The organism is Micromonospora sp. NPDC049891 (assembly GCF_040660295.1).
Lineage (GTDB): Bacteria > Actinomycetota > Actinomycetes > Mycobacteriales > Micromonosporaceae > Micromonospora.
The window spans coordinates 145,824-169,791 of the sequence record NZ_JBFAML010000009.1; the positions used below are offsets into that span (position 1 = coordinate 145,824).

At 73.3% G+C, this 23,968-nt stretch carries 20 protein-coding genes; 6 read left to right on the forward strand and 14 right to left on the reverse strand.

Going from position 1 to position 23,968, the window contains the following annotated elements; translation table 11 throughout:
* Window positions 1–43: 43 nt before the first annotated feature.
* Together AB0I71_RS14455 and AB0I71_RS14460 are read right to left on the reverse strand one after the other, a co-directional pair.
* Entirely contained in the window at window positions 44–931 is an 888-nt protein-coding gene (locus tag AB0I71_RS14455; RefSeq protein ID WP_357584573.1) for an MHYT domain-containing protein, read from the reverse strand.
* A gap of 169 nt (window positions 932–1,100) precedes the next feature.
* Window positions 1,101–3,881, reverse strand: coding sequence for a DEAD/DEAH box helicase (locus tag AB0I71_RS14460; protein WP_357584575.1), 2,781 nt, complete (start codon window positions 3,879–3,881; stop codon window positions 1,101–1,103).
* 86 nt (window positions 3,882–3,967) lie between these two features.
* On the opposite strand from AB0I71_RS14460, the gene AB0I71_RS14465 reads away from it, so the two are divergent.
* On the forward strand, window positions 3,968–4,723 hold the full coding sequence (locus tag AB0I71_RS14465) for an HAD-IA family hydrolase (protein ID WP_357584577.1): 756 nt from the start codon (window positions 3,968–3,970) through the stop codon (window positions 4,721–4,723).
* A 105-nt stretch (window positions 4,724–4,828) separates the two neighbouring features.
* On the opposite strand, the gene AB0I71_RS14470 is transcribed toward AB0I71_RS14465, so the two are convergent.
* Window positions 4,829–5,761: a diacylglycerol kinase gene (locus AB0I71_RS14470; RefSeq protein ID WP_357584716.1), complete on the reverse strand. Its 933-nt coding sequence runs from the start codon at window positions 5,759–5,761 to the stop codon at window positions 4,829–4,831.
* A 230-nt stretch (window positions 5,762–5,991) separates the two neighbouring features.
* Between AB0I71_RS14470 and lanKC the strand changes: the two genes are divergently transcribed.
* The 4 genes from lanKC to AB0I71_RS14490 all read left to right on the forward strand — a co-directional run bounded on the left by lanKC (window position 5,992) and on the right by AB0I71_RS14490 (window position 12,297).
* A complete protein-coding gene (gene lanKC, locus AB0I71_RS14475) occupies window positions 5,992–8,586 on the forward strand; it encodes a class III lanthionine synthetase LanKC (RefSeq protein ID WP_357584579.1) in 2,595 nt (864 codons plus the stop codon).
* 6 nt (window positions 8,587–8,592) lie between these two features.
* On the forward strand, window positions 8,593–8,712 hold the full coding sequence (locus tag AB0I71_RS14480; protein WP_357584581.1) for a SapB/AmfS family lanthipeptide: 120 nt from the start codon (window positions 8,593–8,595) through the stop codon (window positions 8,710–8,712).
* A gap of 73 nt (window positions 8,713–8,785) precedes the next feature.
* Window positions 8,786–10,516 carry an ABC transporter ATP-binding protein gene (locus AB0I71_RS14485; protein WP_357584583.1) on the forward strand — a complete coding sequence of 577 codons (1,731 nt, stop codon included), beginning with the start codon at window positions 8,786–8,788 and terminating at the stop codon, window positions 10,514–10,516.
* On the forward strand, window positions 10,513–12,297 hold the full coding sequence (locus AB0I71_RS14490) for an ABC transporter ATP-binding protein (protein WP_357584585.1): 1,785 nt from the start codon (window positions 10,513–10,515) through the stop codon (window positions 12,295–12,297). The genes AB0I71_RS14485 and AB0I71_RS14490 overlap by 4 nt, the downstream gene beginning before the upstream one ends.
* Before the next feature lie 27 nt (window positions 12,298–12,324).
* Here AB0I71_RS14490 and AB0I71_RS14495 read toward each other — a convergent pair whose 3' ends face one another.
* The 7 genes from AB0I71_RS14495 to AB0I71_RS14525 all read right to left on the reverse strand — a co-directional run bounded on the left by AB0I71_RS14495 (window position 12,325) and on the right by AB0I71_RS14525 (window position 19,380).
* Window positions 12,325–12,903: a response regulator transcription factor gene (locus tag AB0I71_RS14495; RefSeq protein ID WP_357584587.1), complete on the reverse strand. Its 579-nt coding sequence runs from the start codon at window positions 12,901–12,903 to the stop codon at window positions 12,325–12,327.
* Between the two features lie 237 nt (window positions 12,904–13,140).
* Entirely contained in the window at window positions 13,141–13,746 is a 606-nt protein-coding gene (locus AB0I71_RS14500) for a response regulator transcription factor (RefSeq protein WP_357584589.1), read from the reverse strand.
* Window positions 13,747–15,600: 1,854 nt separating this feature from the next.
* On the reverse strand, window positions 15,601–16,551 hold the full coding sequence (gene tatC / locus AB0I71_RS14505) for a twin-arginine translocase subunit TatC (RefSeq protein WP_357584591.1): 951 nt from the start codon (window positions 16,549–16,551) through the stop codon (window positions 15,601–15,603).
* Between the two features lie 18 nt (window positions 16,552–16,569).
* Complete coding sequence (gene tatA, locus AB0I71_RS14510) at window positions 16,570–16,863, reverse strand: Sec-independent protein translocase subunit TatA (protein WP_210933934.1); 294 nt, start codon at window positions 16,861–16,863, stop codon at window positions 16,570–16,572.
* 249 nt (window positions 16,864–17,112) lie between these two features.
* A complete protein-coding gene (locus AB0I71_RS14515; protein WP_357584594.1) occupies window positions 17,113–17,361 on the reverse strand; it encodes a hypothetical protein in 249 nt (82 codons plus the stop codon).
* Between the two features lie 10 nt (window positions 17,362–17,371).
* The gene (locus AB0I71_RS14520) at window positions 17,372–18,394 is read right to left on the reverse strand and encodes a YafY family protein (protein ID WP_357584596.1); all 1,023 of its coding nucleotides are present in this window, start codon (window positions 18,392–18,394) and stop codon (window positions 17,372–17,374) included.
* The gene (locus AB0I71_RS14525; RefSeq protein WP_357584598.1) at window positions 18,391–19,380 is read right to left on the reverse strand and encodes a WYL domain-containing protein; all 990 of its coding nucleotides are present in this window, start codon (window positions 19,378–19,380) and stop codon (window positions 18,391–18,393) included. The genes AB0I71_RS14520 and AB0I71_RS14525 overlap by 4 nt, the downstream gene beginning before the upstream one ends.
* A 199-nt stretch (window positions 19,381–19,579) precedes the next feature.
* On the opposite strand from AB0I71_RS14525, the gene AB0I71_RS14530 reads away from it, so the two are divergent.
* Window positions 19,580–20,668, forward strand: a complete 1,089-nt coding sequence (locus tag AB0I71_RS14530; RefSeq protein ID WP_357584600.1) for a DUF3866 family protein — start codon at window positions 19,580–19,582, stop codon at window positions 20,666–20,668.
* Window positions 20,669–20,771: 103 nt separating this feature from the next.
* Here AB0I71_RS14530 and AB0I71_RS14535 read toward each other — a convergent pair whose 3' ends face one another.
* Genes AB0I71_RS14535 through rfbA form a run of 4 tightly spaced genes read right to left on the reverse strand, consistent with a single transcriptional unit; the run spans window position 20,772 to window position 23,952 of the window.
* A complete protein-coding gene (locus tag AB0I71_RS14535) occupies window positions 20,772–20,957 on the reverse strand; it encodes a hypothetical protein (RefSeq protein WP_357584602.1) in 186 nt (61 codons plus the stop codon).
* Between the two features lie 53 nt (window positions 20,958–21,010).
* A complete protein-coding gene (gene pafA, locus AB0I71_RS14540; protein WP_204011541.1) occupies window positions 21,011–22,369 on the reverse strand; it encodes a Pup--protein ligase in 1,359 nt (452 codons plus the stop codon).
* Window positions 22,370–22,426: 57 nt separating this feature from the next.
* On the reverse strand, window positions 22,427–23,044 hold the full coding sequence (gene rfbC, locus AB0I71_RS14545) for a dTDP-4-dehydrorhamnose 3,5-epimerase (protein WP_357584604.1): 618 nt from the start codon (window positions 23,042–23,044) through the stop codon (window positions 22,427–22,429).
* Entirely contained in the window at window positions 23,041–23,952 is a 912-nt protein-coding gene (gene rfbA / locus AB0I71_RS14550) for a glucose-1-phosphate thymidylyltransferase RfbA (RefSeq protein WP_357584606.1), read from the reverse strand. Before rfbA ends, rfbC begins: the two co-directional genes overlap by 4 nt.
* Window positions 23,953–23,968 lie beyond the last annotated feature (16 nt).

The following is a 23,968-nucleotide window of genomic DNA, read 5'->3' on the forward strand; positions in this document are numbered from 1 at the left end:
TCGGTGCCGGGTACGACACTTTCCGCAACCGCGAGCGTGACCGTCAGCGCGACGGATGGTCCCGGCGGGACGGAAACTGGGCACCGGGGCGGGCCAGGGTCGACCGGGCGCGCAGCCCCACCGGATCGGGTGCGGCGTCGGGCGGACCGCCGGCCGTGGACGGTGGCGTCCGCCGGGCATCCAGGTACGCCAGCGCGGCCCGGTCCTCGTCGTTGGGCGCGGCGAGCAGCGCGTACACCAGGCCGACCACGCCGAAGATCACCAGCAGCACGATCGGGATCAGCAACGTACCGACACCGGCCCCGGTGACCTCGGCAGGTTCCTCGTGCAGGTGCACCGACAGGGCGCTCATCCCGGTGAAGTGCATGCCGTTGACCGCCACCCCCATCACCAGCGCCGAGGCGAAGATGGCGATCCCCTTGCGCACGGTCACCGCGAGCCAGAGCGCGACGGAGGCCGCGACCACGGCGATCAACACCGACAACCCCACCCGGAGGTTGTCGTAGAGCAGCCGGCCGTCCAGGCGCATCGCCGCCATGCCCGTGTAGTGCATCGCCGCCACCCCGGCGCCGGTGAACAGGCCGCCGCCGATGATCCGTCCCGCCGAGAGCCGGCCGGTGCCCACGATCGCCAGCCCGATGCCGACCGCGGCCACCGCGATCAGCGCGCTGCCGACCGTGATCGGCACGTCGTACCGGATCCGCGACCCGGTCACGGCGAAGCCCAGCATCGCCATGAAGTGCATCGTCCAGATCGCCGTGCCGCCGAGCGCCCACGCGGCCAGGCTTCCCCACCAGAGCTTCTGACCCGTGCTGGAGGCGGTGCGGATCCGGCCGGCACAGACCAGGCCGAGGATCGAACCGAGCACCGACAGCGCGTAGCTCAACGCCGGTGTGATCCAGCCGTACTCAAAGTGATTGATGTCCGCCACGTGGGCTCCCCCCAGAGCTGCTACCGGCGCGTAGCTCACGCGCCGATGACATGATCCGGGACGCTCTCACCAGGCACAACAGGGCCCCCCGGCCACTTCGGGACGTGCCGCGGTGGTGACGCAGCGATGCGTCGGTTCGCGGTCGACCGACCGCCGTCGCCGGGCCGTCTCAGGCCGGTGAGTGGTACGCCAGCACGCCTCGGTTGACGGCGTTCATCGCCTGCCGTGCGGTGGCCCGCAGCTCTGTCGAGGCACCACCGGAGTCGGCCAGTTGTCCGAGCAGGTCCACCACCTGGCGGGCCCACCGGACGAAGTCACCGGCCGGCATCTCGCCGTCGAGCTCGTGCCCGCTGGTCAGCACCTTCGCCAGCGCCTCACCCCGGGCCCAGCGGTAGACCGGCCAGGCGAAACCCAGATCCGGCTCGCGGGTGACGGCCAGCCCACGCGACGCCTCATCGGCCTCGATCTCGCTCCACAGCTTCAGGGTCGCGTCGACCGCCTCGGCGACCGGGCCACGGGGCAGCGAGGCCCGTTCGTCGACGTCGCGGCGGGCCTCGAAGACCACCACCGACACCGCGGCGGCCAGCTCGGCCGGTGACAGGCCGTCCCAGACGCCACGCCGCAGGCACTCCGCCACGAGCAGGTCCGCCTCCGTCCAGATCCGCCCCAGCATCCGGCCGGCGTCGGTGACGGCGCCATCGGCGGCCAGGTAGCCGCGCCCGGTGAGCAGCGCGACGATCCGGTCGAAGGTACGGGCCAACGACCCGGTCCGACCGGCGACCCGGTCCCGCAGTTCCTCGGTGTCCCGCTCCAGCCGGCGGCGGCGCTCGGCCCAGCGGGCGTGCTCCTCCCGCTCCGGGCAGGCGTGGCAGGGGTGCCGGCGCAGCTCGGTACGGAGCTGGCTGAGCTGGTGGTCCTCCCCCGACTGCCGCCCCCGGGCTCCCCGGCGGGAGTGCCGGTCCAGGCCGGTGCCACTGACCTGAGCAGCCAGGTCACGCCGGGCCGCCGGATTGCGATGGTTGAAGTGCTTGGGCACCCGGATGCGGGCCAGCACCTCGGCCGGCGTGGTGAAGTCGCCGGGACTGATCCGGCCGGCCCAGCGGTCCTGGGTGAGCACCAGCGGGCGCGGCTCGCTGAACCCCCCGGCGGCCGGGTCGAGCACCACGGCCAGGCCGGCCCGGCGCCCGGACGGCACCCGGATCACGTCGCCCACCCGCAGCCGCTCCAGGGCCGTCACCGCCGCCGCCCGGCGCTGGCTCTGCCCCTGCCGGGCGATGGCCCGCTCCCGGTCGGCGATGGCGACCCGCAGGGCGAAGTACTCGTCGAAGTCGCCGTGGTGGCACTCCGCCTCGACGCCGTACGCCTCGATGGTCTCGGTGTTGCGCTGCACCTGCCGGGCCAGGCCGACCACCGACCGGTCCGCCTGGAACTGTGCGAACGACGATTCGAGCAGCGCCCGGGCCGACTCCGCGCCGACGCTGCCGACCAGGTTCACGGCCATGTTGTACGACGGCCGGAAGCTGGACCGCAGCGGATACGTCCGGGTGGAGGCCAGACCCGCCACGTGCCGGGGGTCGGTCTCCGGGGACCACACCACCACGGCGTGCCCCTCCACGTCGATGCCTCGGCGACCGGCCCGCCCGGTGAGCTGGGTGTACTCCCCCGGGGTCAGGTCGACGTGTGCTTCGCCGTTGTACTTGACCAGGCGTTCCAGCACCACGCACCGGGCCGGCATGTTGATGCCCAGGGCCAGGGTCTCGGTGGCGAAGACCGCCTTGACCAGCCCTCGGACGAACAGCTCCTCCACGACCTCCTTGAACGCCGGCAGCATCCCGGCGTGGTGGGCGGCCAGCCCACGCTCCAGGCCGTCGAGCCACTCCCAGTAGCCGAGCACCGAGAGGTCCTCGCCGGGGATCGCGGTGACCCGGGACTCCACCACACGGCGGATCTCCGCCCGTTCCTCGGGTGAGGTGAGCCGCAGCCCGGCGGCGAGACACTGCTGGACCGCCGCGTCGCAGCCGGCCCGGCTGAAGATGAACAGGATCGCCGGCAGCAGCCCCTCGCGGTCCAGCCGGTCGACGATGTCCGGGCGAATCGGCCCACGCCAGCGTGGCCCGCGCCGGCCGGCGCCGAAACCGGCGGAGCGTCCCTCACCGAGGTCGAGCCGGCGCATCGTGTCCCGCGTGTAGCGCAGCAGCTCCGGGTGCACATCGTGCTTACGTGCCGCGGCGGCGTCGTGGAACAGGTCGAACATCCGCTTACCGACAAGCATGTGCTGCCACAGCGGCACCGGCCGGTGCTCGCTGACCACCACCGTGGTCTCGCCCCGAACCGTGATCAACCAGTCGGCGAACTCCTCGGCGTTGGAGACCGTCGCCGACAGTGACACCAGGGTCACCGAGGCGGGCAGGTGGATGATGACCTCCTCCCACACCCCGCCACGGAACCGGTCAGCCAGGTAGTGGACCTCGTCCATCACCACGTACGCCAGGCCCTCCAGGGTGGCCGAGCCGGCGTACAGCATGTTGCGCAGCACCTCGGTGGTCATCACCACCACCGGAGCGTCGCCGTTTATGGCGTTGTCGCCGGTGAGCAGGCCCACCTGCTCGGCGCCGTACCTGTCGACCAGGTCGTGGTACTTCTGGTTCGACAGCGCCTTGATCGGCGTCGTGTAGAAGCACTTGCGCCGGGCGCCGTCGGCCGGTTCCGGCCGCCCGGGCGCACCCCGCAACGCCAGGTGTACGGCGAACTCGCCGACCACCGTCTTGCCGGCCCCGGTCGGCGCGCAGACCAGCACGCCGCTGCCCCGCTCCAAGGCCTGACACGACTCCCGCTGGAAGTCGTCGAGGTCGAACCCCAGGTCAGCGGTGAACTCTTCAAGCGCCGGGAACTGTGAGGCCTGGGCGGCCCGGCGGCGCGCCGCGGCGTACCGCTCGGCGGGGCTCGACATGTCCCCAAGATTAGTGCGTGCCCACGACGAGTACCCGGCAAGGCCGACCGCCGGGGCGCTCGGAGTGGGTCGGTAGGGTGCACGACGTGCCGGATCATGCCGAACCGACCAACCCCGTGCCCGACGCCGACGGCCGGGGCCCGTCCCGTCGGCAGGTGCGGGCGGTGTTGTTCGACTTCCACGGCACCCTCGCGCAGGTGGAGGAGCCCAGCCGGTGGGTGCTGGCCGCCGCGGCGGCGTGCGGTGTGGAGCTGGACCGGGTGCGGGCGACCGCCCTGGCCGATCGGCTGCTCACCGCCGGCCGCGCCGGTGGGCCGTTGCCCGCCCGGGTGCCGCCCCACCTGGCCGAGTTGTGGGCCGACCGCGATCTTTACGAACATGCCCACCGGGGCGCCTACACCGGGCTGGCCGGCACCGTCGACGCCGGCATCGACGGTTTCGCCGAGGCGCTGTACGAGCGGGTGCTGGTGCCGCAGGGGTGGGTGCCCTACCCCGACACGGGGCCGACGCTCGCCGCGCTGCGGGCCGCCGGCGTACGGGTGGCCGTGGTCAGCAACATCGGTTTCGACATCCGGCCGCTCTTCGACGCCTGGGGACTTGCCGACCTGGTCGACGCCCACGTGCTGTCGTACGAGGTGGGCCGGTGCAAGCCCGACCCGGCGATCTTCTGGCGGGCCTGCGGCATGCTCGGCGTCGACCCCGAGGAATCGCTCATGGTCGGCGACACTCCCGCCGACGCCGGCGCCGTCGCCGCCGGCTGCGCCGCGTTGATCCTCCCCGCCGCCGACCCCGGCCGCCCCAACGCCCTCGGCTCCGTCCTCAACTTCCTCCCCACCCCCTGACTTCCGCGATCTTGCAGTTCTGGCACCTGATTCGTCCAGATATACGCCTTTTGTCAGGTGCCACAACTGCATGATCGACGGGGTGGAGAGGCGCGGGCGGGGACGTCAGCGGAGGAGGCGCACCGCCTGGGGGACGGCGGTGATGGTGAGGGGGAGGGTGAGGGAGCGCTCGCCGTCGGCGTAGGTGGTGATGCCCGTCGCGGCGAGGGTGACGGTGCGGGCGCGGTAGGTCTGCACCAGCGGGTGGGCGACGTGGGTGCCGGCGTAGATGCGCGGCTTGACCCGGATCAAGGTACGCCTGTCGAACCGGCCGCCGACCACCACGTCGAGCAGGCCGTCGGTCGGGTCCGCGTCGGGGCAGATCCGCATCCCGCCGCCGTAACTGGCCCCGTTGCCGACCGCCACCAGCACCGCGTCGACCTCCACCCGCTCGCCGTCGAGGGTGAGGGCGTACCGGCGCGGCCGGAGCCGGGCAAGCTCCACCAGGATGGCCAGGTCGTAGCGGCGGGGCCCGCGCGGCCAACGCATCCGGTTGGCGCGCTCGTTGACGATCGCGTCGAAGCCGGCCGCCAGCACCGCGCCGTACCAGCGGACCGTGCCGTCGACTCCGGTCATCCGGGCCAGGTCGACCGGCCGGCTGCGCCCCTCCCGCAGGGCCGTCGCGATGACGTCGACAGCCGCCCGGGGGTCGGCCGGGAAGCCGGTCTCCACCGCGAAGTCGTTGCCGGTACCCGCCGGAACCGGCCCGAACGGCACCGACGTGCCGGCGACGGCCTGCATGGCCCGGTGGACCGTGCCGTCGCCACCCACCGCGACCAGCGCGCCGGCCCCCTCGGCCACGGCGGCTCGGCAGGCCGCCTCGGCCTCCGCCGCGCTGCCGGCCCGCAACAGCCGCACCGGCCGGTCGGCCGTCGCGAGCCGGTCCAGCAGGTCCGGCAGCAGCCCTCGGTGCCGGCCACGCCCGGCGGTCGGGTTGGCCAGCACGGCGACGGGCCCGCCGGGCACCGAAGGGTGATCGTTCGAGGTCACGGCGAGCACCGTACTGCCTGGGCCGGCGCGGGCGCGAGCGTGCCGCCCCAGCGCCCGGCGCCGCCGGGAAAAGCGGTCGGACAGTGGCATGGCCTGCGCCGCAACTGTCATTTGTCATGACCGATCGTGCGGCACGCATTCAGCTCCATGACTGAAAGCACTGGAGGCGCCATAGGCCGAACGGACAGACTCGAATCCATCAACAGGACCGCACCGCCGGACGGATGGGAGGAGCCACAGTGGACGAGCGCTACGACAGCTACTGCGCTGCCGACCCGCTGTTCTACGACTCCCTCGGCAGCGCCGTGGCGCAGCCCACCTTCGCCGCGGCGCGCCGACCGCTGCCAGCGGGCTGGCGACGGGAACCGCTCGACGACTGGCTCATCCACGCCCCGGACGGCGAACGCCTGCCGCAGCAGGGCTGGAAGGTGCACGTGTCGGCCACGGTCGCCAACGCCGACCGGGTGCTGGACACCATCTGGGACTACTGCGTCCCCCGGGGCCTGTCGTTCAAGTTCCTGCGCGGCCCCCGCACCCTGCTGCTGCGCAACTCCAAGTACGCTGCCCGCGCGGCCAGCGGCAAGTTCGTGACCATCTATCCCCGCGACGACGCCGAACTCGAACTGGTCTGCAAGGAACTCGACGAGCTGCTCACCGGCGAGGCCGGCCCGTACATCCTCAGCGACCTGCGGTACGCCGCCGGGCCGGTGTACGTCCGCTACGGCGGCTTCGCCGCCCGGTACTGCCACTCCCCGGACGGCCAGGTGGTCCCGGCTGTCGAGGACGGCACCGGCACCCTGGTGCCGGACCGTCGCGACCCGGTCTTCCACGTGCCGTCCTGGGTGGCGCTGCCCGAGTTCCTCGCCCCGCACCTGGCCGCCCGCAACGCGACAAGCACCGACGAGGTGCCGTACCGGATCGACAAGGTCATCCACTTCTCGAACGGCGGCGGCCTGTACGTCGGACGCGACAGGCGTACCGACACGCAGCTGGTGTTGAAGGAGGCCCGACCGCACGCCGGCCTGGATGCCGACGGCGCCGACGCGGTCACCCGGCTCGCCCGGGAGGCAGCCGTCCTGCGCCAACTCGCCGACCTGCCGCAGGTGCCCCGGGTGCACGACGAGTTCACCCTCGGCGACCACCGGTTCCTCGCCCTGGAGTTCATCGAGGGCCGCCCGCTGAACAAGGTCCTGGTCGACCGCTATCCGCTCATCGACGCCGACGCCACCGACGAAGACCGCGCCGCGTACGCGAGCTGGGCGCTGGACGTGCACCGCCAGGTCGACGAGGTTGTCCGGGCGATCCACGAGCGCGGTCTGGTCTACGGCGACCTGCACCTGTTCAACATCATGATCCGCCCGGACGACCGGGTCGCGCTCGTCGACTTCGAGGTGGCCGCCCCGGTCGACGGGCACCGCCGGCCGGGCCTGCGCAACCAGGGCTTCGCCGCACCCCGGGGACGGACCGGCGTGGCCGTCGACCACTACGCCCTGGCCTGCCTGCGGCTGGCCCTGTTCCTCCCGCTGACCCAGCTGGTCCGCCTCGTCCCGGCGAAGGCGGCGCACCTGGCCGAGATCATCGCCGACACGTTCCCGGTGCCGAGGGAGTTCCTCGACGCGGCGGTAGCGGAGATCACCGGCGCGGATCCGCGGTCCGGCGAGCGCATCCCGCCCACCGTCGACGTCCCGCCGGTCGACCGGGACCGGCTCACTCGCGCCATCCTCGCCAGCGCCACACCCGGACGCACCGACCGGTTGTTCCCCGGCGACATCGAACAGTTCCGCAGCGGCGGGCTCAACCTCGCCCACGGAGCGGCCGGCGTGCTGTACGCGTTGCACCAGGGCGGTGCCGGCCGGTGGCCGGACCACGAGCAGTGGCTGGTCCGTCAGGCCACCTCACCCCCGTCGGGCACCCGGTGCGGCTTCTACGACGGCCTGCACGGCGTCGCGTACGCCCTGGAACTGCTCGGGCGCCGGCAGGACGCGCTCGACGTGCTCGACATCTGCCTACGCGAGTCGACAACCGGGCTGGATCACAGCCTGGCCGGCGGACTGGCCGGAATCGCCCTCAACCTGGCCGAGCTGGGCGGGCGTACCGGAGAACCGGCGCTGCGCGAGGCGGCCTGGCGGGTCACTGATCAGCTCGTGGAGCGGCTGGCCGACGACCCCGGCGGCGAGGTCAGCGGCGGCCGGCAGCCGTACGCCGGGCTGCTGCGGGGCCGGACCGGAGCGGCGCTGCTGCTGGTGCGCCTGTACGAGCTGACCGGCGACCCGGACCTGCTCGACCACGCCGCCACCGCGCTGCGGCAGGACCTGCACCGCTGCGTCGTACGCCCCGACGGCGCGCTTGAGGTCAACGAGGGCTGGCGGACCATGCCCTACCTGGGGCAGGGCAGCGTCGGTATCGGGCTCGTCCTCGACCAGTACCTGCGCCATCGCTCCGACGAGCAGTTCGCGCAGGCGAGCGCCGGTGTGCGTCGCGCCGCCCGATCGCCGTTCTACGCGCAGTCCGGCCTCTTCGCCGGGCGGGCCGGCATCATCGTCTACCTCGCCGCCCACCCCGACGACCCGGAGCTGCGCGGCGAGCTGGACCGGCAGATCCGGCGGCTGGGCTGGCACGCGCTGCCGTACCAGGACGGCACGGCCTTCCCCGGCGAGCAGTTGCTGCGGCTGTCCATGGACCTCGCCACCGGCACCGCCGGCGTGCTGCTGGCGCTGGCCACCGCCCGGCCGGACGGCCCGACGGCCCTGCCCTTCCTCGCGCCCCTCACCGGCGCACCAGACTCCCCCGCGACGGCGGGGGCGACCCTGACCCCGACGCCCGATAGGAGGTGACACGACATGGCGCTCCTCGACCTTCAGGCACTGGAGGCGGCTCCGGCCGACCGGACCGGCGGTGGTAGCCGGGCGAGCCTGCTGCTCTGCGGCGACAGCTCGCTGTCCGTCACGACCTGCAACTGATCGGACCGCACCACGCGAGGCCCTGGACGGTGAACTGACCGTCCAGGGCCACGCCGTACGACCGGGAGGACCGATGCGAACGCTGGCCGGCGAGGACCGCCTGCTGTTCCGGGTGGTCCGCGACGGTGGTGGCTGGACCGCCATGCTCGTGGTGGTGGCGCTGGCCGGCGCGGCCGCCGAACTGGCACTGCCGGCGGTGCTGGGGCTGGCGGTGGACGCCGCCGTCGGTGGCGACGCCTCCCCCCGGTGGCCCGTGGTCGCCTGCGGCCTGGTCGTCACCCTGCTGGTCACCGACGTCCTCGGCGACCTCGCCGGTGGATACGGAGCCGCCCGGGCCACCGCCCGTCTGCGCCGACGCCTGCTGCGGCACCTGTTCGCGCTGGACGTGCGGGCCGTCCGCCGCTATCCGGTGGGTGATCTGGTCGGCCGGCTCGCCGGGCAGGCCGCCGACGCCGGGCAGGCCGGCACCGCCGTGGCGCTGGGCGGGATCGCGGTCCTGCCCCCGCTGGGCAGCGTCGTGGCACTGTTCCTGCTGGAGCCCGTCCTCGGGCTCACCCTCCTCGCCGGCCTGACCGTGTTGACAGTGCTCATGGCCACGTTCGTCACCGACGCCTCGGCGGCCGTCACCGGGTACCAGCGGGTGCTCGGGACGATCGCCGGCCGGCTCCAGGAGGCGCTCGGCGGTTCCCGCACCATCGCCGCGGCCGGTACCGCTGACCTGGAGCGCGACCGGGTGCTGGCGGCGCTACCGCAGCTGCGGAACCACGGCCGGCTCGGCTGGCAGCTGCTGGCCCGGGCGAACGCCCGCGTCGCGGCCGTGGCACCGCTGCTACAGGTCGCTGTGGTCGCCGTCGGCGGGTACGCGTTGACCGTCGGCTGGCTCACCCCCGGGCAACTGGTCGCCGCCGTCCAGTACGCCGCGCTCGGCGCCGGGCTGGGCGCGGTGCTGGCCACCCTCAACCGGCTGGTGCGCAGCCGGGCCGCGGCCCGCCGGATCGCCGAGCCGTTGTCGTTTCCGGCGCGCCCCGACGGTGACGAACCGCTGCCGCCCGGCGACGGCCACCTGCGGCTGCGCGGCGTCGGTGTCCGCGCCGACGACGACCTGCCGATCCTGGACGCGATCGACCTGGACATCCCCGCCGGCAGCACGGTGGCCGTCGTCGGGCGGTCCGGAGCCGGCAAGTCCGCCCTCGCCGCCGTGGCCGGGCGGCTGTACGACCCGGACACCGGTGAGGTGCTGCTGGACGGGGTGCCACTGACCCGCCTCGACCGGGCCGCGCTGCGTCGGGCGGTGGGCCATGCCTTCGACCGTCCGGTGCTGGTCGGCGAGACGGTGCACGCCGCGATCGGCCTCGGCCTGCCCGAACGGTCGGCCCGGCCGCCGTCGACAGACGCGCCGGCCACCGCCGCCGTGCTGGCAGCGGCCCGGGCAGCGCAGATCGACGGGGTCGTCGACCGGCTCCCCGACGGGTTCCGCACCCGGACCGTGGACGCCCCGCTGTCCGGCGGTGAGACACAACGGCTCGGGCTGGCTCGCGCGTTCCACGCCGAGCGGCTGCTCATTCTCGACGACGCGACGTCCAGCCTGGACACCGCCACCGAACACCGGATCTCCCGCGCGCTGACCGGCCCGGATGCGGGGCGTACCCGGCTGGTGGTCACCCACCGGGTGGCGACGGCGGCCACCGCCGACCTGGTCGCCTGGCTCGACGGCGGTCGGCTGCGCGCCGTGGCACCGCACCGGCGGCTCTGGGCGGACCCGGACTACCGGGCGGTGTTCGGCTGCGAGGGCGTACCCCGATGAACGGCCCCGGCGTCGCCCGGACGACGTGGCGGGCACTGCGGGCCCGCCGCCGGGCCGTCGGCCGGCTCACCGCCTGGTCGCTTGTCGAGTCCCTGCCGGCGCTGCTCGCCGGGCTGCTCGTCGCCCGCGCCGTCGACCAGGGGTTCCTGGCCGGCCGGTTCGCCGTCGGCCTGGCCTGGCTGGGCGGACTCGCGGTGGCCGTCCTGGTCGGCGCGACGGCCACCGGACGGGTGTACCGGAGCCTGGGCGCCGTGGTGGAACCGTTCCGCGACGACCTGGCCCGCCTGGTGGTCCACGGCGCGCTGCACGACGCCACCCGGGCCGGCGGCCACCCGGACAGCGCCCCGGTGGCCCGCCTGACCCACCACGTGGAGATCGTCCGGGACACCTTCGGCGGCCTGATCATGGTGGTCCGCGGTTTCCTGTTCACCGCCGGAGCGGCCCTGCTCGGCCTGCTGGCACTGGATCCGACGGTCGCGGCGCTGGTGGCGGCCCCGCTGGTCGCGGGGCTAGCCGTCTTCGCCGCCGCGCTCCCGGCGATGCTGGCGCACCAGCGGGCCCAGGTGCGGGCCGGCGAGGCGCTCGGCCGGTCGGCGGCGACCGCGCTCGCCGGTCACCGCGACGTGCTCGCCTGCGGTGCCGAGGAGCGCACCGTGGCCGAGGTCGACCGGAAGGTCAGCGACCATGCCGACGCCGAGCGGACGCTGGCCCGGATGTCCGCGCTGCGCAGCCTCAGCCTCGGGCTGGGCGGCTGGCTGCCGGTGGTGGTCCTGCTGCTCGGCGCGCCGTGGCTGGTGCGGCGCGGGCTGAGCACCGGCGCGGTGCTCGGCGCACTCGTCTACGTCACCACCAGCCTGCAACCCGCACTGCACGCCCTGGTGCAGGGGCTGGGTGGCGGGGGGCTGCGCTACGCCGTAACCCTGGAACGGATCCTGCACGCCTGCCGCACCCCTCCGCAGGGCCGCTCGCCGGCCACCCCTGCCCCGACACCTGACCGCGGCGCTCCGGCGGTCCGGTTGGCGGGCCTGACCTTCCGGTACGGCCCACGCGCCCGGCCGATCCTGGACGACTTCTCGATGACGCTGCCCGAGGGGGAGCACCTCGCGGTGGTGGGGCCCAGCGGCACCGGCAAGTCCACCCTTGCCGCGTTGGTCGCCGGGCTGGTCGTGCCGGAACGCGGCACCGTCCACCTCGCCGGTCGGCCGGTGGCGGCCGCCGCCCCCGCCGACCTGGCCGCGCTGCGGGTGCTCGTGCCGCAGGAGGCGTACGTGTTCGGTGGCTCCCTGGCCGACAACCTTCGCTACCTGCGTCCGGACGCCGACGACCCGACAGTCGACACCGCCCTCGCCACGCTCGGCGCCGACGCCCTCGCCCGGCGGCTGGGCGGCCTCGCCGCCACGGTCGACCCCACCACGCTCTCCGCCGGTGAACGGCAACTGATCGCCGCAGTACGCGCCTATCTGTCCCCGGCCCCGCTTGTCATCTTGGACGAGGCGACCTGTCACCTGGATCCGACGCTGGAGGCGACAGTCGAGTGGGCCTTCGCCCGACGACCTGGCACCCTCCTCGTCATCGCCCACCGGATCAGCTCCGCCCTCCGGGCCCGACGGGTGCTGGTCTTCGACGAGGACGCACCGCTGCTGGGCAGCCATCAGGACCTGCTCTTTCGTTCGCCCGCCTACCGCGCCCTGGTGGGGCACTGGGACGGTGTCCCGGCGGCGTCGCCCGACGACGTCGGCGCTGACCGTGCCGCCGCCGGGGTTGCCTCCCGCCACCGCTGAACCAGGCGCGGGAGCGCGCGCCGCTGGTCAGATCCACCCGGCGTCGCGGGCGACCTGGACCGCTTCCACTCTGGTGCGGGCACCCGCTTTCCGGATGATCCGGCCGAGATGATTTCGAACGGTGCCCGGGGCGAGACCTAGCGATCCGGCCACCTCCGTGACCGGTGCGCCGCCCGCCGTCAGGTCGAGGATCTGCGCCTCCCGCGGGGTGAGTGGGCTCTCCCGGTGCAGCGCCGCCATCACCAGCTCCGCGTCGACCACCGGCTCCCCACGGGACAGCCGGCGGATCCCGTCGACCACCCGGTGCGGCGGGACGTCGCTACCGAGGATGCCGACGGTCCGGGAGGGGGTGAGCATCGTGTGCAGACTCCCGGCCCGGCGCGGCTCGGCGAGCACCAGCAGCGGACAGGTGCCGGTCACCGGCAGCCCTGCGACCAGGTCGAGGTCGACAACTGCCACGTCCGGACGGCGCGTGCGGATCGTCCAGGTGACCACGTCGCCGCGATCGACCTCCGCCACCACGGTGATGTCGTCCTCCGCGGCGAGTACGAGGGACAGGGCGCCACGGACCAGGGCGCCATCGATAGCGAGCAGGGTACGGATCACCGGAGAGCTCCCCGAGCATCGTCGACTGCATCACAGAACGTCAGCATTCAAACACGCCGCTGCCGGTTCCGCCCGTCGACGGCCACCCGCCGGGAAGTCGCCGACCCCGCACGGTGGACGACGCAAGCGCACCGGCACGGCCAGCATCGCGTCGGAGGCTGCCACGAACGTCCTTCGCTGGCAGGTCGAGGTACCGCACCGCCGGGTGGGGCCGCCGCAGGGCGGCCCCACCCGGCGTCACATCCAACCGTCGCGGCGCGCGAGCAGGACCGCTTCCATCCGGTTGCGGGCACCGGTCTTGCGCATGATCGCCGACAGGTGGTTACGCACCGTGCCGTGCGCCAGGAACAGCCGGCGGGCAATCTCCTTCAGCGGCAGCCCCTCGGCGGCCATCCGCAGCACCTCGGCCTCCCGTGGCGTCAGCGGCCCGGTGGCGGGCCGCAGCGCCGTCGCTGCGGCGGACACATCGATGACCCGGTCCCCCGCTGCGAGCGCCCGTACGGCCCGGACCAGCTCGTGGAGGGGTTCGTCCTTGCCGACCAGCCCCTTCGCTCCGGCCGTCAGTGCCTCCTCCACCAGGCCCCGGCCCCACCTGTCGCTCAGCGCCAGAACCGCTGTCGCGGGTGCCGTCTCAGCGATCTCGGTGATCACCTTCACCGGCTCGGGGGCGCCCGACGCCAGATCCACGAGCACCACGTCCGGCAGGTGCCGACGCACCATCGCGGGCAGATCCCCGATACCCGTCACCCCGGCGACGACCTCGATGTCCTCCTCACCGGCCAGTGCCGCGCACAGCGCACTGCGCAGCAGACCCATACTTTCGCCAACCACAACGCGGATCACCACGTAGCTCCGATCTCAGGTACGCGCCGCGGCCGTCCCGGTCTGCTCAACGAGACCGCACCGGCCGACCGCGCGAACGGACTGGGCCCGGCCCGTGACACGTCGGTTGCGACGGTCCCGGGCACCCGTACGACCAGCCGGGCGACCAGCCGGAGCAACTCCGGCGGCGCGGGCGGATCAGGGCGGACTCAGCCAGGTCGGGCGGCCACGCCGGGGAAACGGCTCGCGTGCCCGCGAGGCGGAGAGACGTCAGCCCGGGCGTTGGCGGTCGCCGGCACCCGGCACCCGTCGAGAGCCAGCCCACGCAACGGTCCGGGACCACCGTCTGCGCTTGTGACACCGTCGCCACCGGGCATCGAAGGGCGGTGCGGGAAGCCGGTCGGTGCCGGCGTCGACCCGGACCCGGCACCTGGCGGGCCGGTCGAGGGCCGGTGCCAGCCAGGCCCTGCGCCGGTCAGGTGCGCGGCTGGCGTGACGTCCATCGGCGGCGCGGCGCGCGGTGCGGCAGCGGGCGGCGGTGTGGCAGCGGGCGGCGGATCCGGTGCCAGGGATCGGCCTGGCGACGTCACATCCGCACCGTCCGGCGAGGGAACGGTCGCCGGCACCCGGGGGGTGGGTCTCCCCACGATGGACGACCCGGTACCGGGACATCCCGATACGACGGGAAGCACCGGGGCGACCAGGTCCACCACCCGCACGACCGGCGTGATCACCACCGCCACGCCGGACGACACCGTCGCGCCGACCGTGGCCAACACCGGCCGTGCGACTGCGCTCGCCGGCCCGATGACGGTTTCGGTACCGGGCAGCGATGCCAGGCCCGCCGCGGCCCGGCTCACCACCGACAGGGGTGGCAGGTCAGCCAGCCCGTCGCGGGCCAGAGTCCCGTCACCGACGATCGGTACGGTCGACCGGATCGGCGGTTCCGCCGCCGCCCGCCGGCCCGACCCGTTGCCGTCCCACGCACGGCCAGCCGGCACACGATCACCCGACACGCGGTCCCCGGGCGCCAGTCGTGCCGGCGCACGGCCGCCTGACGCAGGATCGCCCGATGCGGGGTCGCCCGGCACGAGGTGGCCAGGCGCACGGTCTCCGGGTTCACGGACGCCCGGCGCACGGACACCAGGCGCACGGACACCGGGCGCACGGTCTTCAGGTGAACGGACGCTGGGTGAACGGACGGCCGGTGGTCCGTCGGCCGCAGGCACTCGACCGGCACGTCCGGTAGCCGGTGGCTCCGCCGGGCCGTCCCGATCCGGTCGGCCGCTGCGCGACGGGACCTTCCCGGCCCCGCGCCCGCCATCCGACCGACCGGTCACCTGGGTGCCGCGCCTCGGGTGCCGGCCCTCGTCGGGTTGCCTGGCCTCCGGGCGTTCGACAAGCCCGGCGACCAGATCGTCGAGGACCGAGGTGGGGCGGACGCGTTCCGGATCCCGCTGATCCACGCCGACCGATGGCACGTCTCCGGTGTCCGCGCTGGCCGGGTCGCTCGACAGGGCGCCGATGAGGAACCCGACACCCACGGCGGCCGCTCCCAGGAACGCGACACGGGCGACGGTGGCCCCCCAACGTGCTGCCGACGCGTCGACCCCCCGCCGGACAGCGGGTGGACGGCGGAATGTCGGACGGCGCACGGACCCTCTCTCTCGCCAAGAATGTCGACACATCGTATTGAGTCGCTTACCCCGTCGCAGACCGTGGCGCACCCGTTGACGGATTGCCGACTGTCCGGCTGACGGCGACTCCATTGGCCGCTATTGCGGCCACGTCGTGCGCCATGGCCGATCGCACAACACGCGACAAGCCTTCCAGCTCTGGAAGGCTTGTCGCGTGTGTCGACGTGGTGGTGCCGCGTCAGGTGATGTCGTCGTACCGTCGCTCGATCGACAACGGCCGGGTCACTGGCTCGGGGGCGTCGATCGGGCTGGCCGCGCCGACGGGCTGGCCCGCCTCCACCGGCTCCCGGTCGAACTCCAGCGGGGACGCCTCGTCGTCGTCGGTGTCCGCGTACAGCTCCTTGCCGCGGCCCTTCCGCCTGTCGTTGAGGAACGCCACCCCGACCGCGATGAAGTAGAGCAACGACAGGCACAGCGCCAGCAGCGTCATGCCGAACGGCCCCGGGTCGGGCGTGGCCACCGCCGCGAACGCGAAGCAGATGAACACCACGACCCGCCACCAGCTGAGCAGCCGCCGGGCGCTCACCACGCCGGTGAAGTTGAGCATCAGCAAGGTGAGGGGAAACTCGAACGCCACCCCGAAGAGCAGGATCATGGTGGTGACGAAGCTGATGTAGCGGGTGACCTCCAACTGCGAGTCGGTGCCGGTGACACCCGCCTCCAGCAGAAAGGCCAGCCCCTTGTCGACGACCAGGAAGGCGAGCACCGCTCCGGCGGCGAACAGCGGCGCCGCGATCGTCACGAAGACGTACGCCCACTTGCGCTCGTGCCGGTGCAGACCGGGGGCGATGAACGCCCACAGCTGGTAGAGCCAGACCGGGGCACCGAGGATGAGACCGATCCAGAGCGCCAGCTTCAGCTTGAGGATGAAGCCGTCGGCGGGGGCGAGCATCAGGAACTGCTGGCACTCGCCGTCGACCATCATCCCGGGGAGTCGGCAGTACGGCTGGCTCAACAGGTCGAACGCGGGCTGGGCGAGCAGGTACCCGCCGATCAGCCCGACCACGATCGCCAGCGAGGCACGGAACAGCCGGTCGCGCAGCTCGCGGACATGCTCGACGAGAGTCATCGAGCCGTCGGCGGCCCGCTCGAAGTTACTCGGTCCGCGCTTGCGGAGTCCGAAGGCCACGGTTACCGGACCCGGAGATCAGTTCTCGCGGACGCGCTGCACCGGGTCGACGACCGGCTGCTGCACGGTGCCCTGGTAGGGCTGCTGCTGCGGCGGCGCCGGCTGCTGCGGCGGGTACGGCTGGTAACCGGCCTGCGCGTCGGCCTTGCCGGCGAGGTCACGGTCGTCGTCGGCCAGGCTCTTCGTCTCGGCCTTGATGATCCGCAGCGAGCGACCGAGGGACCGGGCGGCGTCGGGGAGCCGCTTCGCGCCGAAGAGCAGGATCAGCACGACCACGAGTACGGCGATGTGCCACGGCTTGAGGGCACCCATGTGAAGCTCCAGTCGCTTGTACCAACGGGGGTGTTCCGCAGCCCATCGTACGTGCGACGAAGGCCGTTGCCACCCGCCGGGGCGGGGGTGGTTCGTCCCGGCGGGTGAAGTCTCGGCCAACCGCGAGTGTCCCGTCAACCAGACGGCTGGATCATTCTGCGCGAAGTCGGGCCGCCGCGTGCATCAGAACGCACCGTACGGGCAGGAATGCGCACCGCGCGGGGGCGACCCGCCGGTGGACGGCCCGGCTCAGTCGCCGCGGCGGGCTCTGATCAAGGTGAGTCGCTGCTGGGTCGTCTCCAGCCGACTCTGCAGCCCCCCGGCCCGCTGCTGGAGGCTCTCCGCCGCCTCGCGCAGCGCCGCCGCCTCGTCGGCTCGCCGCTGCAACGCCAGCGCCGCCCGGCGCAACCGGGGCAGTCGCGCCAGCACCGGTCGTACCGACAGCGCGAGCAGAACCAACGGCACCAGCACCAGCGCGAGCACGATCCACTTCAGCACGGGGGCCAGCCTACTGCCTGTCGCCGGCCGCCGCCGGGTCCGCGCCGGCCGGCACCGGCTGGGCGTACGCCTCCAGGGCCGCCACCGCCGACTCGTGGATCTGCCCGGCCAGCTCGGCCGGCGCGACGACCTCGACGTCCGGGCCGAGGCCGAGCACGAACCGACGGGCCCAGCCGAGGTCGCTGACGCGCAGCGACACCACCCACCGCTCGCCGTCGGACTCGACCCGCTCGCACGGGTAGTACTCGGTGATCCACCGTTCACCCCGGCCGATCCGCAACGTGATCAGCGGCAGGTCGGGCGAGGGCCGGAACGCGCCCTCGCGCAGATCCTGCGGCCGGGCCTGCGGCGGCACGACGGCGGGCTCGGCCAGCTCGGTGACCGCGTCGATCCGGTCGGCCCGGAACAGCCGCACCGCCTCGGCGCGGCGGCACCACGCCTCCACGTACGTCCGACCACCGACCATCAGCACCCGCAGCGGGTCGATCACCCGCTCGGTGGTCTCGTCGCGGGCAGCCGTGTAGTAGGTGATACGCAGCGCGCGACCACCCTCCACCGCGGCCCGCAGCTGCTCCACCCGACCGGTGTCGCCGGGCAGCCGCACCTCCACCGGCGCGGCGACGAGGTCACCGCCCGCGTCCTCGATCTTCGCGAGGGCCCGCTCGACCGCCTCCCGGTTGGCCACCCCGGGAGTCTCGGCCAGCATCCGCAAGGCCACCACGAGCGCCAGCGCCTCGTCCGGGGTGAGCCGCAGCGGCCGGTCGATGCCCGCGTCGTAGGTGATGGTGACCCGGTCGCCGTCGAACGCCATGTCGATCAGATCCCCCGGGCCGTACCCGGGCAGCCCGCAGACCCACAACAGCTCCAGGTCCTCCCGCAGCTGCCGCTCGGTGACGCCCAGGTCACCGGCCGCCTCGGCGATCTCGATCCCGGGCCGGGCGAGCAGGTACGGGACCAGGTTCAGCAGCCGGGCCAGCCGGTCCGCCGAGGCCCGGGAACCAGCGCGCGCCGCCGGACGGGTCGTGCCGCTCATGGGACCACCGCCAGGCTGTCGTGTCGGGCGGCGATCTCCTTCAGCCGCTGGATGACCGCCTCCCGGACCTCGGGCGGGTCGACCACCCGCACGTCGGGCCCGTAACCGACGAGGTGACCCGCGAGCGAGCAGGCGTCGCCGTACGGCAGGACCAGCCGGTCCGCGTCGGGCCCGGCGGTGACCTCCACCGCCCAGCGGCGCAACCCGGCGGCGCGTCCCGGGGTGACAAGCACGGTCGCCCGGCCGGGTCGCTCGACCGGGCCGGACCAGCGGGCCACGTGACTGATCAGGTCGACGCCGGTCGGGGGCTGGTAGGCGCCCGGCTCACCGGTGGCGCGCACCGGACCCACCACCCGCGACAACCGGAAGCAGCGGGTGGCGTCGCGGTCCAGGTCGTGGCCGACCACGTACCACCGGCCGCGCCAGCAGACCACACCCCACGGTTGCAGCCGGCGCCGGGCGGACGCGTCGCGATCCGGCACCCGGTAGTCGAAGCGGACCTCCCGCCGGTCGCGGGCGGCTGCGGTCAGCGGCGCGAACGCCGGATCGACAGTGACCATCGGCTCCAGTCCGAGGGTGGCCTGCGGGTCCACGTCCACGCCGGCCGCGCGCAGCTTCGCCAGACCCGACGAGGCGGCGGCGGCCAGGCCGGCGTGCTGCCACAGGCGAGCGGCGATGCCGACCGCGGCTGCCTCGTCCGGCTGGAGGGGAATGTCGGGCAGCGCGTACTCCCGGCGGGCGATCCGGTAGCCGGGCTCCGCGTCGAAGGCACTCGCCGTCCCGGTCTCCAGCGGTACGCCCAGTTCCCGCAGCTCGGCCTTGTCCCGCTCGAACTTGCGTTGGAAAGCCTCGTGCTCCCGGGCGTCGTCCGGATCGTGCTCGTAACCGGGTACGGTCGCGGCGATCTGCGCGGCGGTCAGGAACCGCCGCGTAGACAGCAGGCAGATCACCAGGTTGACCAGGCGTTCGGTGCGGCTGCGCGACACCCCGTAGACGCTAGCAGCCCTCACCCCTCACGCAGGCACCCCACGCCACCCACCTTCACCCCGTTCACCCCTTCTCGTCGATCATGCAGTTGTGGTTGTTCGATTGCCCTGGTTGGCGGCTTTTGTCTACCGCCCAAACTGCATGATCGGCGGGCCACCCGGTGGGTGGGTGGGGGTGGGTGGGGGTTAGCGTGCGGGGGTGGTGCGGTGGCGGGTGGGAACGGTGGCGGGGGTGCGTCGGCGGTGGGCCGGGGCGGTGGAGCTGGATGTCGAGGTGGACGACGGCAGCTCGATGCGGGCGCTTGCCTATCCGGCGCTCGTGGGTGAGCCGGAGCCGGGCGATCGGGTGCTGCTCAACGCCGGTGCGTTGCTGATGGGGCTGGGTACCGGCGGTTACGCCCTGGTCGTGGCGCTGCCGGAGCGGCTGCCGCCGGATCCGCCGCAGGCTCTCGACTCCCGTGACGCGGGACATCTGGTCAAGGCCCGCTACACCCCGTTGCAGCCGATCCTGCTCGGTGTCGACGAGGAGGCGTCACCGCACCGGGAGGTGCTGGCCGCCGCCGACGACCTGGCCGGCCTGCCGGTGGTGACCGCCGACCTGCACTCCGCGCTGCCGGCGATCCTGGCCGGGGTTCGCGCCGACGCACCCCGGGCGCGGGTGGCGTACCTGCTCACCGACGGCGGGGCGCTGCCCGCCTGGTTCTCCCGCACCCTCGCCGGGCTGCGGGACGAGCTGGTCGGCACGATCAGCGTCGGGCAGGCGTTCGGCGGCGACCTGGAGGCCTCGACACTGCACAGCGGCCTGCTCGCCGCCCGGCACGTGCTCGGCGCCGACGTGGCGGTGGTGGCGCAGGGCCCGGGCAACCTCGGCACCGGCACCCGCTGGGGGTTCTCCGGGGTGGCCGTCGGCGAAGCGGTGAACGCCGTCGCCGCCCTCGGCGGTCGGCCGATCGGCTCGCTGCGGATCTCCGCCGCCGACCCGCGTCCGCGGCACCGGGGGGTGTCGCACCACAGCCTCACCGCGTACGGCCGGGTGGCGCTGGCCCGCGCGGAGCTGGTGGTGCCGGCGGACCTGGACCCGACGCTCGCCGCCGAGGTCGACGCCGCGCTGAAACCGCTCGCCGAGCGGCACACGCTGGTTCGGGTGGACACCACCGGGCTGGACGCGGCGCTCCGGCACAGCCCGGTGCCGCTGTCGACGATGGGGCGTGGGCTGGACGCCGACCACGCCTACTTCGTGGCCGCCGCCGCAGCCGGTCGGCACGCCGCCCGACTCACGGCCCGATGATCGGCACGCCGCCCGACTCACGGCCCGATGATCGGCACGGCGCGCGACTCACGTGAGGGTGATCGGCACGGCACGCATCAGCCGAGGATGGGCGGTACGCCACTCAGGCGAAGATGACCAGGGCGATCCAGGCGCCCACGATCAACGCCAGGGCCAGGGCCAGCACCCAGGTCGGCACGGTGTACTCACCGCGGCGGTTGCGTTCGATCTCGGCGCGGACCTTGTCGCGGCGGCGTTCGAGCCAGCCCTGCCGCTGAGCGCCCGGGGTGGGAGGTTCGGAAGGATTCATGACCGGACCAGCCTACCCGGGGCCGGCCGGTCGGCACGGCCCCGGTCGACCTGTCACATGCTGGCGATCAGCCGTTCCACCCGCTCGTCGTACGCCCGGAACGGGTCCTTGCACAGCACGGTCCGCTGCGCCTGGTCGTTGAGCTTCAGGTGCACCCAGTCGACGGTGAAGTCCCGTCGCTTCTCCTGGGCGTGCCGGATGAACTCGCCGCGCAGCCGGGCCCGGGTGGTCTGTGGCGGTGTCTCCTTCGCCTCGAAGATCTCCGGATCAGTGGCCACCCGGTCCACGTCGCCGCGCCGCTCCAGCAACGCGTAGAGGCCCCGCCCCCGACGCAGGTCGTGGTACGCCAGATCCATCTGCGCCACCCGGGGGTGGGACAGCGGCAGGTCGTGCTTGCGCTGGTACCGCTCGATCAGGCGCAGCTTCGTCACCCAGTCGATCTCGCGGGAGACCGGTTCCAGGTCGCCGGTCTCCACCGCCCGCAGCACCCGGCCCCACAGCTCGACCACCCGCTTGGCGGTCTGGTCCCCGCCGCGACGCTCGACGAACTCGGTCGCCTTGGCGAGGTACTCCTGCTGGATCTCCAGGGCGCTTACCTCCTTGCCCGAGGCCAGCCGCACCTTCCGCCGACCGGTGATGTCGTGCGACACCTCCCGGATCGCCCGGATCGGGTTCTCCAGGGTGAGGTCGCGCATCACCACGCCGCCCTCGATCATCCGCAGCACGATGTCGGCGGTGCCGACCTTCAGCAGCGTGGTGACCTCGTTCATGTTGGAGTCGCCGACGATGACGTGCAGCCGGCGGTACCGTTCCGCGTCGGCGTGCGGCTCGTCCCGGGTGTTGATGATCGGGCGACTGCGGGTGGTCGCCGAGGACACACCCTCCCAGATGTGCTCGGCCCGCTGGGACAGGCAGTAGACCGCCCCACGCGGCGTCTGCAGCACCTTGCCGGCACCGCAGATCAACTGCCGGGTGACCAGGAACGGGATCAGTACGTCGGCGAGCCGACCGAACTCACCGTGCCGGGACACCAGGTAGTTCTCGTGGCAGCCGTACGAGTTGCCGGCCGAGTCGGTGTTGTTCTTGAACAGGTAGATCTCACCAGCGATGCCCTCGTCGTGCAGCCGCTTCTCCGCATCGATGAGCAGCCCCTCCAGGATCCGCTCGCCGGCCCGGTCGTGGGCGACCAGGTCGACCACCGAGTCGCATTCCGGGGTGGCGTACTCGGGGTGTGAGCCGACATCCAGGTAGAGCCGGGCGCCGTTGCGCAGGAACACGTTGCTCGACCGGCCCCAGGACACGACCCGGCGGAAGAGATACCGGGCCACCTCGTCAGGGGACAGCCGCCGCTGTCCGCGGTAGGTACAGGTGACGCCGTACTCGGTCTCCAGACCGAAGATTCGCCGTTCCATGATGAGACATTAGCCGTACGGAGGCCCTGTTCGTCACTGTCGGGGCACGTGCCGGCCTCAGCCGTCGGTGGAACCCGCCGTGGCGGCGAGCGTCGCGACGTACCGCTGGCAGGTGTCGTAACCCGGCAGCAGCCCCGCCGCCCGGGCCTGCGCCAGGGTGGGCGCGGCGGCGTCGCGGGCGGACAGCTGCGGCACGGTGGCCGGCCAGTCGATGCCCAGCTCCTCGTCGAGCGGATGCACCGCGTGCTCGGCCGAGGGGTTGTACGTGGTCGAGCAGAGGTAGGTCAGGGTGGCGTCGTCGGTCAACGCGCAGAACCCGTGGCCGAGCCCTTCGGCCAGGTAGACCGCGCGCCGGTCGACGTCGTCCAGGCGCACGCCCTCCCACCGACCGAAGGTGGGCGAGCCGACCCGCAGGTCGACGACCACGTCGAGCACCGCCCCCCGGACGCAGGTGACGTACTTCGCCTGCCCCGGTGGCACGTCGGCGAAGTGGATACCGCGCACCACGTCACGGGCGGACACGGACAGGTTGCCCTGGGCCAGGCGGAGCGGATGCCCGACCGCCTCGGCCAACCGGTCGAAGCGGTACCACTCCAGGAACAGCCCACGCGGGTCGCCGTGCTGCTGCGGGGTGATCTCCCAGGCACCTTCGATGCTCAGCGGCCGCAGCTTCACCGGGCCGCCCCCGCCGGGCCGAACTCGCCGGTCGGCTCCTGCCGCCCGCCGGTGAGCAGATCGAGCAGGTAGTCGCCGTAGCCGCTCTTGGTCAACGGCTCGGCCAGGGCGCGCAACTGCGCGTCGTCGATCAGCCCGGCCCGCCAGGCGGCCTCCTCCACGCAGCCGATCTTCATGCCCTGTCGTTCCTCGATCACCCGGACGAACTCGGCGGCCTGCATCAGCGAGGTGAAGGTGCCGGTGTCCAGCCAGGCGGTCCCCCGGTCGAGCACGGTGACCGACAGCTCACCCCACTGCCGGTACGCCTCGTTCACGGCGGTGATCTCCAGCTCACCCCGGGCGCTGGGGGTGAGTCCCCGGGCGATCTCCACCACCCGGTTGTCGTAGAAGTACAGGCCGGGCACCGCGTACCGGGACGTCGGCCGCTGCGGCTTCTCCTCGATCGACAGCACCCGGCCGTCGGCGTCGAAACGCACCACGCCGTACGCCTGCGGGTTGGCCACCGGGTAGGCGAAGATCCGGCCACCCACCGGATCACCCGCCGCGGCCAGCTGCCGGCCCAGGCCCACCCCGTGGAAGATGTTGTCGCCGAGGATCAGCGCCACCGACTCGTCGCCGATGAAGTCCGCGCCGAGCACGAACGCCTGCGCGATGCCCTCCGGCCGGGGCTGGGCGACGTACTCCAGCCGGAGCCCGAACTGGCCGCCGTCGCCGAGCAGCCGCTGGAACTGGCCCTGCTCCTCCGGTGTGGTGATCACCAGGATCTCGTGCACCCCGGCCATCACCAGGGTGGAGAGAGGGTAGTAGATCATCGGCTTGTCGAAGACCGGCATCAGCTGTTTCGACACCGCCCGGGTGATCGGCCACAGCCGGGACCCGGTGCCACCGGCGAGCAGGATTCCACGCACCCGGGGAGCCTACCCG

Bases quoted from the DNA above. Each gene is read 5' to 3' on its own strand.
- pafA (WP_204011541.1), bottom strand. From the start codon at position 22,369: ATGGAACGGCGAATCTTCGGTCTGGAGACCGAGTACGGCGTCACCTGT.
- AB0I71_RS14460 (WP_357584575.1), bottom strand. From the start codon at position 3,881: ATGTCGAGCCCCGCCGAGCGGTACGCCGCGGCGCGCCGCCGGGCCGCC.
- AB0I71_RS14485 (WP_357584583.1), top strand. From the start codon at position 8,786: ATGCGAACGCTGGCCGGCGAGGACCGCCTGCTGTTCCGGGTGGTCCGC.
- AB0I71_RS14480 (WP_357584581.1), top strand. From the start codon at position 8,593: ATGGCGCTCCTCGACCTTCAGGCACTGGAGGCGGCTCCGGCCGACCGG.
- tatA (WP_210933934.1), bottom strand. From the start codon at position 16,863: ATGGGTGCCCTCAAGCCGTGGCACATCGCCGTACTCGTGGTCGTGCTG.
- AB0I71_RS14535 (WP_357584602.1), bottom strand. From the start codon at position 20,957: ATGAATCCTTCCGAACCTCCCACCCCGGGCGCTCAGCGGCAGGGCTGG.
- AB0I71_RS14490 (WP_357584585.1), top strand. From the start codon at position 10,513: ATGAACGGCCCCGGCGTCGCCCGGACGACGTGGCGGGCACTGCGGGCC.
- AB0I71_RS14520 (WP_357584596.1), bottom strand. From the start codon at position 18,394: ATGAGCGGCACGACCCGTCCGGCGGCGCGCGCTGGTTCCCGGGCCTCG.